General features: G+C 68.9%; 11 protein-coding genes and 1 pseudogene. 5 read left to right on the forward strand and 7 right to left on the reverse strand.

What is annotated here, in order from left to right:
* Window positions 1–630, reverse strand: a pseudogene (locus tag PMI14_RS27300) (two-component sensor histidine kinase); the annotation flags it as partial.
* 12 nt (window positions 631–642) lie between these two features.
* Complete coding sequence (ompR, locus tag PMI14_RS27305; protein ID WP_007859588.1) at window positions 643–1374, reverse strand: two-component system response regulator OmpR; 732 nt, start codon at window positions 1372–1374, stop codon at window positions 643–645.
* A gap of 194 nt (window positions 1375–1568) precedes the next feature.
* Here ompR and PMI14_RS27310 point away from each other — a divergent pair, with 194 nt between their 5' ends.
* Window positions 1569–2282, forward strand: a complete 714-nt coding sequence (locus PMI14_RS27310; RefSeq protein ID WP_007859590.1) for an SIMPL domain-containing protein — start codon at window positions 1569–1571, stop codon at window positions 2280–2282.
* Between the two features lie 34 nt (window positions 2283–2316).
* Here PMI14_RS27310 and PMI14_RS27315 read toward each other — a convergent pair whose 3' ends face one another.
* The gene (locus tag PMI14_RS27315; protein ID WP_007859592.1) at window positions 2317–3093 is read right to left on the reverse strand and encodes an SDR family oxidoreductase; all 777 of its coding nucleotides are present in this window, start codon (window positions 3091–3093) and stop codon (window positions 2317–2319) included.
* A gap of 131 nt (window positions 3094–3224) precedes the next feature.
* Here PMI14_RS27315 and PMI14_RS27320 point away from each other — a divergent pair, with 131 nt between their 5' ends.
* Entirely contained in the window at window positions 3225–4124 is a 900-nt protein-coding gene (locus tag PMI14_RS27320; RefSeq protein ID WP_007859593.1) for an AraC family transcriptional regulator, read from the forward strand.
* A gap of 10 nt (window positions 4125–4134) precedes the next feature.
* Here the strand turns inward: PMI14_RS27320 and PMI14_RS27325 are convergent, their stop codons facing one another.
* The 3 genes from PMI14_RS27325 to PMI14_RS27335 all read right to left on the reverse strand — a co-directional run bounded on the left by PMI14_RS27325 (window position 4135) and on the right by PMI14_RS27335 (window position 6277).
* Window positions 4135–4767, reverse strand: coding sequence for a YdeI family protein (locus PMI14_RS27325; RefSeq protein WP_007859594.1), 633 nt, complete (start codon window positions 4765–4767; stop codon window positions 4135–4137).
* A 26-nt stretch (window positions 4768–4793) separates the two neighbouring features.
* Window positions 4794–5222, reverse strand: coding sequence for a hypothetical protein (locus PMI14_RS27330; RefSeq protein WP_007859595.1), 429 nt, complete (start codon window positions 5220–5222; stop codon window positions 4794–4796).
* A gap of 113 nt (window positions 5223–5335) precedes the next feature.
* Complete coding sequence (locus tag PMI14_RS27335; protein WP_007859596.1) at window positions 5336–6277, reverse strand: AraC family transcriptional regulator; 942 nt, start codon at window positions 6275–6277, stop codon at window positions 5336–5338.
* 103 nt (window positions 6278–6380) lie between these two features.
* On the opposite strand from PMI14_RS27335, the gene PMI14_RS27340 reads away from it, so the two are divergent.
* The 3 genes from PMI14_RS27340 to PMI14_RS27350 all read left to right on the forward strand — a co-directional run bounded on the left by PMI14_RS27340 (window position 6381) and on the right by PMI14_RS27350 (window position 9954).
* Window positions 6381–7163 carry an SDR family oxidoreductase gene (locus PMI14_RS27340; protein ID WP_007859597.1) on the forward strand — a complete coding sequence of 261 codons (783 nt, stop codon included), beginning with the start codon at window positions 6381–6383 and terminating at the stop codon, window positions 7161–7163.
* 114 nt (window positions 7164–7277) lie between these two features.
* Complete coding sequence (locus tag PMI14_RS27345; RefSeq protein WP_007859599.1) at window positions 7278–7982, forward strand: response regulator transcription factor; 705 nt, start codon at window positions 7278–7280, stop codon at window positions 7980–7982.
* Between the two features lie 4 nt (window positions 7983–7986).
* Window positions 7987–9954 (forward strand): ATP-binding protein, encoded by a 1968-nt coding sequence (locus PMI14_RS27350; RefSeq protein ID WP_238541914.1) that lies wholly within the window; start codon window positions 7987–7989, stop codon window positions 9952–9954.
* A gap of 18 nt (window positions 9955–9972) precedes the next feature.
* Here PMI14_RS27350 and PMI14_RS27355 read toward each other — a convergent pair whose 3' ends face one another.
* Window positions 9973–10611 (reverse strand): LysE family translocator, encoded by a 639-nt coding sequence (locus PMI14_RS27355; RefSeq protein ID WP_007859602.1) that lies wholly within the window; start codon window positions 10609–10611, stop codon window positions 9973–9975.
* Window positions 10612–10857 lie beyond the last annotated feature (246 nt).

Raw genomic sequence — 10857 nt, forward strand, 5'->3', positions numbered from 1 at the left:
GGCGGCCGCCCCCGCCAGCGACAGCGCGCCTGCGGTGATGAGCCAGATCAGCCAGGTGCGCCCGCCCGCCGGGCTGAAGCGCGAGCGGTCCATCAGCAGCCAGTTGGGGTCGCCGTTGATGTTGAAGCCCACCCACAGGCCGGGCTCGCCGTTCACGCTCTGGGCCACGATGGTGTCAGGCCCCAGGCGCTGGGTGAGCTCGTCGGTGAGGCGGTTGCCCAGGGCCGTGCCGTCGAGCAGGGCGAACTGGTCCTTGGGCTCGCGCGGCAGGATGCGCACACCCTCCTGGTCGGCCATGGTCTTGATGAGCGAGACGCGCGCGATGGCGTCCGAATGCACCAGCGCCGCGCGGCTCAGGTTGACCAGCGAGGCGATCTGCTGCGCGGTGTGCAGCGTGCGCGGCTCGAATTCGAGCGCGCGCAGCGTCTGCAGCCACGCCAGGATGCTGCCCACCAGCAGCAAGGCCAGCAGGAAGAAGGTGCGCCAGAAGAGGTTGAGCCCCACGCGCGCCTTTTGCTCGCGCGCCAGGCGCACCGCTTCAAGCGGGGCCGGGCTGGTGGCTTCGGTCGGCGCGGTCACGGAGGGAGAAGGGCGCGGTGCAGACCGCCCCTTGGCGCCGGAAATGGACATATCCCTCGATTATCAGCTCGTGCCGTCCGGCACGAACACGTAGCCCACGCCCCACACCGTCTGGATGTAGCGCGGTGCGGCAGCGTCCACCTCGACCAGCTTGCGCAGGCGCGAGACCTGCACGTCCAGGCTGCGGTCGAAGGGCTCGAACTCGCGGCCACGGGCCAGCAGGGCCAGCTTTTCACGCGACAGAGGCTGGCGTGGGTGGCGCACCAGGGCCTTGAGCATGGCGAACTCGCCGGTGGTCAGGGGCAGCTCTTCACCACTGCGCTGCAGGGCGCGGGTGCCCAGGTCGAAGGTGAAGGGGCCGAAGTTCACGACCTCGTTGTCGCCCGAGGGGGCGCCCGGTGCCTCCTGCGCAGGGCGGCGGCGCAGCACGGCGTGCACGCGGGCCAGCAGCTCACGGGGGTTGAAGGGCTTGCCCAGGTAGTCGTCGGCGCCCACTTCCAGGCCCACGATGCGGTCCACGTCCTCGCCCTTGGCGGTGAGCATGATGATGGGGGTGCGGTCGTTGGCGGCGCGCAGGCGGCGGCAGATGGACAGGCCGTCTTCGCCGGGCATCATCAGATCGAGCACGATGAGGTCCACCGTTTCGCGCAGCAGCAGGCGGTTGAGCGCTTTGCCGTCTTCGGCGACCATCACCTCGAAGCCTTCCTGCGTGAGGTAGCGGCGCAGCAGATCGCGGATGCGTGCGTCGTCGTCCACGACGAGAATCTTGTCGGTGCGGTTGGTTGTTGTGGCCATGTTGATCCCAAGTCCAATTTGTAACAGAGCCGATTCTGACTACTTGGAGCCGCAAAGTTCGGTTTTTGGGGGCATGTTTGACCAACTGTTACAAGTTTTGCGGAGCTTCGCACAGTTGCGGCACCTGCTTCACGGTGGGGTAGGCGCCAGCGGTTATCGTGGCGCCATCATTGTTTGACGAAGGTTCTACCCCCATGAAAATCACCACCCGCCTGATCGCCACCGCCGCCCTGCTGGCCTGTGCCGGCACCGCCATGGCCCAGGCCACGGCCCCGCAGGAGTTGCGCAATGTGGTGCAGCTGTCGGCCACGGGCACCGTGGAGGCGCAGCAGGACCTGCTGGTGGTCACCCTTGGCACCAGCAAGGAGGGCGCCGACGCCGGCGCCGTGCAGGCCCAGCTCAAGCAGGCGCTCGATGCCGCGCTGGCCGAGGCCAAGCGCAATGCCCAGCCCGGGCAGCTCGATGTGCGCACGGGCCCCTTCGGCCTGTACCCGCGCTATGCCAAGGACGGCAAGATCAACGGCTGGCAGGGCCGTGCCGAGCTGGTGCTGGAGGGGCGCGACTTCTCGCGCATCACCACCACCGCCGGCAAGGTGCAGACCATGGCCATCAGCCAGGTGGCCTTCGCGCTGTCGCGCGAGGCCCGCGCCAAGGTCGAGGGCGAGGCCCAGACCCAGGCCATCGAGCAGTTCAAGTCCCGCGCGGCCGAGCTGGCCAAGGGCTTCGGCTTTGCCAACTACAGCCTGCGCGAAGTCGCCGTGAACAGCAACGAAATGTCCCCCGGCCCGCGCCCGCGCATGATGGCCATGGAGGCCAAGGCCTCGTCGTTCTCCGACTCCGCCGTGCCGGTGGAGGCGGGCAAGGCGCAGGTGGTCGTCACCGTGTCTGGCTCCGTCCAGATGCGCTGAGGCGGGGCAGGGCGGCCTGCCGCCGCCCTGGCGCTCAAAGCGCTTGGCCGCCGGATACCTCGATGCGCTGGGCCGTGACCCAGCGGTTGCTGGCATCCAGCAGGCTGGCCACCATGGGGCCGATATCGTCGGGCAGGCCGACGCGACCCAGGGCCGTGAGCTGGGCCAGTTGCTGGTTCAGCGCCGGGTTGTCGCGCACGGCGCCGCCGCCAAAATCGGTCTCGATGGCGCCGGGCGCCACGGTGTTCACCGCGATGCCGCGCGCGCCCAGCTCCTTGGCCAGGTAGCGCGTGAGCACCTCCACGGCGCCCTTGGCGGCTGCGTAGGCGGCATAGCCCGGCAGGGTCAGCCGCGTGAGCCCGGTCGAGAAGTTCACGATGCGCCCGCCATTGGCGACCAGGGGCAGCAGCGCCTGCGTGAGGAAGAACACGCCCTTGAAATGCACGTCGACCAGGCGGTCGAACTGGGCCTCCGTCGTCTCGGCGAAGCTGGCGTAGTCGCCATGGCCGGCGTTGTTCACCAGATGGTCGATGCGGTCGCGCTGCCAGGTGGCCTGCAGTGCGGCGCGCAGGCGCTCGGTGAAGCCTGCGAAGCTGGCCACGTCGCCCGTGTCCAGCTGCAGGGCCACGGCCTGGCGGCCCAGGGCCTGGATTTCGGCGACCACGGCCTGGGCTTCGCCGGCCTGGCTGTGGTAGGTGACGACCACGTCGCCGCCGGTGCGCGCAATGGAGAGGGCGGTGTTGCGGCCCAGGCCGCGGCTGGCGCCGGTGACGAGGGTGATGGTGGCTGGGGTGCGGGTGCTGGATGTCATGCGGGGGCTCCTGGTTGAACGGAATCCAGTGTCTGGCGCCGCCCCCCGGGCGTGTTGCGCAAACCACGCCAATCCTTGCCTGATTCTCCAAAATCGATGCCAAAGCTCCTACAAAGCGTTACGCTCGGCACATGACGTCACCTTCTCTGCTGTTCCACGCCGTGGCCCGGTACACCGATGCCCATGCCCGCCAGCCCGGTGTGCAGCCGACCCCCATCCCGGGCATGACGCTGGTGCGCGCCACCGAGCCCAGCGGGCTGCTGCACGCCATCTCGCACCCGCTCATCTGCCTGGTGCTGCAGGGCAGCAAGCAGGTGACCATGGGGCCGCAGACCTTTGAGTTCACAGCGGGCGAGTCGCTGCTGATCACGGCCGACGTGCCCACCGTGAGCCAGATCACCCGCGCCAGCGCGGCCGCGCCCTACCTGTCGATCGCGCTGGAGCTGAACCTGCCGGTGATCGCGGACCTGTCGGCCCAGATGGGCGCCGCCCCCCTGGGCGACCACGCCCCCGTGCGCGTGGACCCCACCGACAGCGAGGTGGCCGATGTGGCCCTGCGCCTCATGCGTCTGCTGGAGCGGCCCGAGGCCGTGCCCCTGCTGCACGCCCCGCTGGTGCGCGAGCTGCACTACTGGCTGCTGGCCGGCCGCCACGGTGCCGCCATCCGCCGCCTGGGCTGGCCCGGCAGCCACGCCCAGCGCGTGGCCCGCGCGGTGGCCGTGCTGCGCACCGATTTTGCCCAGGCCCTGCCGGTGGAAAGCCTGGCCGCGCTGGCGGACATGAGCCCCTCGTCCTTCCACCAGCACTTTCGGGCGGTCACCTCGCTGTCGCCCCTGCAGTTCCAAAAGCAGCTGCGCCTGATCGAGGCGCGCCGGCTGATGCTGTCCGAGGGTGCCAGCGCCAGCACGGCCGCATTTGCCGTGGGCTACGAGAGCGTGCCCCAGTTCACGCGCGAGTACGGGCGCCTGTTCGGCCTGCCGCCGGTGCGCGACATCCAGGCCGCGCGGGGCAGGGCGCGCGAGGCGGCGTGAGCCAAGGGGTTCAGGAGGCCTCCTTGGCCTCCTTTGCCTCTTTCGCCTTCTTGCCTTGCGGGTAGATGGTCTCCCCGCGCGCCAGCATCTCCACGAAGGCCTCGATCTTCTTCCTGCGCCCCGCCTCGGTCTTGAGGTTGTGCACCCGAAACGCCAGCGCGAAGCGGTTCTGCTCGGTCAAGGTGGGCAGCATCTTGCGCGCCTGGGGGTGGGCGTCGATGGCGGCCTGCAGGTCGTCGGGGATCTTCAGGTCCTTGCCGCTGCCGTAGGCGCGGTCCCAGCGGCCATCGGCCTTGGCCGCGTCGACATGCGCCAGGCCGTGCGGCGTCATGCGCTTTTCCTTGACCAGCCGGGCCACGTTGTCGACATTGATCTTGCTCCACACGCTCTTCTTGCCGCGCGGGGTGTAGCGCTGCAGGTAGCTGGTGCCGTCAAGCCCCTTGCGAATGGCGTCGATCCAGCCCCAGCACAGCACCACGTCGATGGCTTCCTTGGGCGTGATCGAGGGCAGTCCCGAGGCGAGCTTGTGGATCTTGATCCACACCTCGGTTTCCTGGTCGTGGTGGTGGTCGAGCCAGGTGTAGAAGGCCTTTGCGTCGGCAAACTCATGCACCTTGGTGGGGTCTACGATTACGGCTGCCATCGGAGGGGGTGACTCTTTCTTGCTCGTTATTTGCTGAAGGCGATCAGCGTCCAGACGATGGCCGCCAGCTGCACGATGTTGATCAGGATGGCTGTGAGGTGCGTCCGGCGAAAGCCCGGGATGGCCGTCACGTAGTCGCTCGACGACTGGATCTGCGCGCCCAGTGCATCCATCTTGGGGATGACCTGGCGGCGCAGCACGATGGCCAGCACCGCCAGCGCGGCGGCACCGGCGGCGATGCCCGGTCGGCCTGCCGCCGCAAAGCTGATCGCGGTGGCGGTGGCCGTCACCAGCGCCGCGCGGTAGTACAGGTTGAAGAAGCCGCGCACGAAGCGCGCGTCCAGCGGCGTATCGTGCTTGAGCACCAGCAGCGGGATGGAGCCCATGATGAAGTAGGCCGTGGTGACGAGCAGGGCCACCGTGAAGAACATGGCGGCGAAGAGGGATGCGGACATGGCGGTTTTCCTCCCTGCGGTGGGGATGGTGCTGCCTGTGCGGCAGGTGGTGCCATTTTAGGAGTCGCCCCTGGTCGCGATCTCAGGGAATGCGAGCATGGCGGCGCCACTCTCTAGGCAGCGCTGCCGGCCGCCTGTTCCTTGGCATACCGCCCGGGCGGCATGCCCACGTGCCGGGTGAAGGCCACGCCGAAGGTGCTGACCGAGCTGTAGCCCACCTGCTCGGCGATCAGGGCCATCGCCAGCGCGCCGTGCCGCAGCATCTGCCGGGCCAGCGCCATGCGCCAGGCCAGCAGGTATTCCATGGGCGCGATGCCCACCGCACGGTGAAAGCGCCCGAAAAAGGCGCTGCGCGACATGGCCGCCTCCTGCGCCAGCCGGGCCATGGTCCATGGCTCGCCCGGGTGCTCGTGCATGCGGCGCAGTGCCAGCGCCAGCTGGGGGTCGGCCAGGCCGCGCACCAGGCCGGGCGCGGCCAGGGTGCGGGCCGAGGAGCGCAGTGCCTCGATCAGCAGCACCTCGAGCAGGCGCGCCATCACGATCTGGCGCGCGGGTCGGTCGCTGCGCGATTCGTCGCCCACCAGCTCGACGAGGGTGGCCAGGCGCCGCTCGCCGCGCACGTGCAGCCACTGCGGCAGCAGCGGCACCAGCAGGGCCGCGTCGGGCGACTCGAACACGCAGTTGCCGACCAGCATGCGCACGTCCACCGCGCCCGCCGGGTCGCCCACGCGGGCGCCGCCCGGCATGGGGGCGATGGGGGTGGCCACGGCCTCGCCTTCGCGCGGCGGCTCGCGGCACAGGCTGCTGGTGGCAAAGCTGCGCGCGGCGGGGATCAGCGCAAAGTCGCCCTGCTGCAGCGTGAGGGTGTCGCTGCGCCCGGGGCCGTCGATGGTCAGGTGGCAGCTGCCTTCGAGCACCACGAAGTAGAACGGCCGCCCCGTCTCGCTGCGCCGTACGGCCCAGGGGGCCGAGGCCACCACCAGCTTGGAGAACGGCGCCGCGGGCCGCAGCAGCGCGACGACTTCCGCCAGGGGATCGACGGCCGGGGTGCTCATGGGGGCTGGACGCTTTCGACAAAACGATGGACTGCCGAGTGTATTCAATCCAGGCCGGCGTTCCTACCATGCAGCCATCGCCAACCAACGGAGCCCTTGCCCCATGCCTGCCACCCACCCGTCCACCCACCCGTCCACCCACTCCTCCACCGTCCTCATCACCGGCTGCTCGTCGGGCTTCGGCCTCGAGACCGCGCGCTTCTTCCTGGCCCGGGGCTGGCGCGTCATCGCCACCATGCGCACGCCGCGGGAGGATCTGTTTCCCGCATCGGACCGCCTGCGCGTGCTTGCGCTCGACGTGGCCGATGCCGACAGCATCCGCCGGTGCATTGCCGAGGCGGGCCCCATCGACGCCTTGGTCAACAACGCCGGCATCGGCGTGCTGGCGCCGCTGGAAGGCATTGCCATGGCCCACGCCCGGGAAGTATTCGAGACCAACGTGCTGGGCACCATCGCCATGGCCCAGGCCGTGCTGCCGCAGATGCGCGAGCGCCGGGCAGGGGTGGTGGTCAACGTCACCTCCAGCGTCACGCTGCTGCCGCTGCCCCTGCTGTCGGTCTACACCGGCAGCAAGGCGGCAGTGAATGCCTTCACCGAATCGCTGGCGCTGGAGCTGGCGCCCTTCAACGTGCGCGCCCGCCTGGTGCTGCCCGGCCGCGCGCCCGGCACCCGCTTTGGCCAGAACGCGCTGCCGCGCATGGTCGGCAGCGTGCCAGCGGCGTATGCGGAGTTCCGCGACGGCGTGTACGCCGCGGTGCGCGATACGTCCACGCCCGTCACCCATGCGCAGGACGTGGCCGAGGCGGTGTGGCGTGCGGTGACCGATGGGGCGGCGCCGATGCGCCTGCCGGCGGGAGCGGATGCAGTGGCTTTGGCGGGTGCGTAGCCAGGGCGGGGAATGTGCTCCTTGTCCCTAGAACTAGGGACAGCGCAGATGCGAGCGCTGTGGGAAACTCCGCAGCTCCTGTTGTCGCCGAGAGCTTTCATTCACGCCCGCCCCATGCCCGCAGCCATTGCCAGCCCCGCTACCATCCGGATTGCCATCGTGGAGGACGATCCTCAGTTCCAGGCCGCCGTCGCCTCGGCGATCCGGCAGACGGACGACATGCGCCTGCTCTGGGTGGCCGATACGCTGGCGCGGGGGCTGTGCGCCTTGAACGACGGGCCGGCGGCCGACGTGCTGCTGGTCGACCTGGGCCTGCCCGATGGCTCGGGCATCGAGGCCATCGCCGCGGCCGCTCGGCTGTGGCCCGCCTGCGCGGTGATGGTCAGCACCGCCTTTGGCGACGAGGCGCATGTGCTGCAATCCATCGAAGCCGGTGCCAGCGGCTATTTGCTCAAGGACAGCATGCCCGAACGCATCGTGGGCGAGATCCGCAGCCTGCACGCGGGCGGCAGCCCCATCAGCCCGCTGATCGCGCGGCAGGTGCTCATGCGCTTCAAGCAGGCCGGTGCGCCGGCACCGGGGGCCGCTGCTGCCCACGCCGATGCAGACACCGACGCCAGCAACGTGGTCACCTTGTCCGCCCGCGAGCGCGAGGTGCTGCTGTACATCACCAAGGGCTTCACGGCCGACGAGATCGCGCGGGTGCTGGAGGTGTCGCACCACACCGTGCTCACCTTCGTGCGGCGCACCTATGCCAAGCTCAAGGTGCGCTCCAAGGCCGAGGCGATCTACGAGGCGCGTGCGCGGGGCCTCATCTGACGCCGTGGCCGCTGTCCTGCGTTCCGCCTGCCTTGCCTTTCTTGCATGCTGCCTGCTGTGGGGCGGCGTGCTGCAGGCCTCCGAGCCCCCGCAGCGGGCACTGCCCGGGGAGCAGAAGGCGGTGCACATCGGGAAGGCGCAGATGTTCAGCCGCCCCAGCCTGGGCTTCACGCCGCCGCCCTATGTGCTGGGCGCCGACATGCCGGGCGGGGCATGGAAGGCGGTCGACCTGCCCTATGCCGAGTCCCCGCAGGTGCAGATCCAGCCGCCGCAGGACCCGCCGCTGACCACCGAGTTCTGGTACCGCCTGGCGGTGCCCGCGCTGGCGCAGGAGGCCAGCCCCCTGTACCTGTACCTGCCGCGCTGGAAGTCGGACGGCCAGGTCGCCATCTACGGCGACGGACGGCTGCTCTACCAGAGCGATGCGAAGTTTCTGTGGAACGCCGTGAACCTGCCCCTGTGGATCCCCCTGCAGGGCACGGCCGGGGCGCCCGCCGTGCGCGAGGTGCAGATCCGCGGCCAGCGCCTGCGCCACACCGGCGCCGCTTTGTCCACCGCCTGGGTCGGCTCCAGCGCGGCCATCGGCTGGCGCTACCAGGTGCGCTACTGGCTGCAGTCCGACTTTCCGGCCATGAGCAGCGCCGCCTTCCTGGCCGCGGGCGTCTTCGCCCTGGGTGTGTGGCTGTGGCGGCGCCGGGAGGCGTTGTATCTGCTGTTCTTCGTGATGTCCGCTGTGGCGTTCGTGAGAACGCTGCACTATTTCGTGAGCCGGCAGCGGCTGCCGATCAGCGATGAATGGTTCGGCTGGATCACTGTCAGTTCTTTGTTCTGGTTGGTGCTGACCGCGCATTTCTTTCTGCGCTACATGCATGGCGTGCGCCACCGCTGGCTTACCATCACGGCCTGCACGATCACCGCGGCGGTGAGCGCCGTGACGCTGCCGATTGTGCCCGCGCTGCCCAACGCGGCTCTCCTTTCTCCGCTGCTGTACGTCGTGCTGCTTGTGCTGGGAACCACGCTTTTCGCCATGGCGTGCCTCGATGCCTGGCGCGTCAGGTCCAAGGAGGCAGGCCTGCTCGCGGGATGGGGCCTGATCAGCCTGCTGGCAGGCGGCTATGACTGGCTGCTGCAAAGCAATCTGCTGGTCAACGTGGAAGGCATGTACCTGGGGGCCTATAGCAACATCGGCGTGTTTTTCATTTTTTCTTACGTCGTCTTGCACCGCTACCTGGCCGCCATCGATGGCATGGAGCGCGTGAATACCCACCTGGAGCAGCGCCTGCGCGAGCGCGAGGGCGAGCTGGCGCAAAGTTACGCACGCCTGCGCGACGTAGAGCACCGCGAGACCCTGGTGCAGGAGCGACAGCGCCTGATGCAGGACATGCACGATGGCCTGGGCTCATCGCTCACCAGCGCACTGCACCTGGTGCGGCACGGCAAGGCCGGCAGCGAAGAGCTGGCCCAGGTGCTGGCCGAGTGCATGGACGACCTCAAGCTGGCCATCGACTCCATGGAGCCCGTGGACGCCGACCTGCTCTTGCTGCTGGCGACCTTGCGCTTTCGGCTCGCGCCGCGTCTGGAGGGCCTGGGCATGGCCTTGCGCTGGGAGGTGCAGGACGTGCCCCTGGTGCCATGGCTCGATGCCGCCAGTGCGCTGCACCTGCTCAGAATCCTGCAGGAGTGCTTTGCCAACATCGTCAAGCATGCCCAGGCCTCCTGCATCCGGGTGGAATGCGAGGAGGCGCAGGACGGTGGGATCGAGGTGCGCGTGCTGGACGATGGCCGCGGCTTCGACGTGGACGCCGCGCTCAAGGCGCGCGGGCGCGGGCTCAAGAACCAGCTGCGCCGTGCCGAGGCGATTGGCGCGCGCCTGTCCTGGGCCAGCAGCGCGGCCACCGGCACGCGCTGCGTGCTCTGGCTGCCGCTGGAATCGGCAGTTGTTCCAGCGCCCGGGCCGAAGGCGGCGCCGTGATCCTGGCCGCCGTAGTCGTCAGCCCAGCTTGTGCCGCGTGTTCAGCAGGCCCAGCCCCAGCGCGATGAAGGTACCGCCCACGATGCGGTTGAACAGCTTGGCACGCGCCACCACATGGCGCTTGACCAGCGAGATCAGCGCCACGTAGAAGGCGTGCGAGATCAGCGCGCAGACGGCGAAGGTCGTGGTCAGCAGCAGGTACTGCGTGAACAGCGATTCACCCGGCACGATGAACTGCGGGAACAGCGCCGAGAAGAACAAAATGGCCTTGGGGTTGGTGAGCGACACACCCATGCCCTGCGCCACCAGCTGCCAGTTCTTGCGCTCGCGCCGGTCGGTGGGGGCCTGGCCGGCATCGCTGCTGATCAGCGCGTCCTTGCTGCGCCAGCGCTTGACGCCCAGCCAGACCAGGTACATCGCGCCCACCACCTTCATCACCAGGAAGGCGTTGGCCGACATGCTGAGGACGGCCCCCATGCCGATCATCGCCAGGCCCGAGACCACGTAGATGCCCGCCGAGCTGCCCACCGAACTGAAGGCCGTGCGCCGGGCCCCGACGTCCATCGAATTCGACACCGCCAGCAGCACGGCCGGACCGGGGGTGAAGCACATCAGCAGCGAGACGCCGCAGAAAAGGAGCCAGTGGGTGAGGGTCATGGTCGGGGCTTTCGTCGTTCGTCGTCGGTCCTTGCGGACGGCGAGGGGGTATTTTCGTTGGGTTGGCTTTTGTGTGTTGTCAGGGGTCTTTTTTTTACCCTGCAGTGGGGATCATGTGCTTTATTGGGGGGAGCATGCTTCGTCGTGTGGCTTAGCGTGGGTGATGGTTGCTTTTTGCTTTGGTTGAGGGCGGAGGCCGGGATGTGCGCCCGGCGGCGCAGTAACTTTCTCTTGCGTCGCCAAGAG

It is taken from the genome of Acidovorax sp. CF316, from assembly GCF_000276605.1.
Lineage (GTDB): Bacteria > Pseudomonadota > Gammaproteobacteria > Burkholderiales > Burkholderiaceae_C > Acidovorax.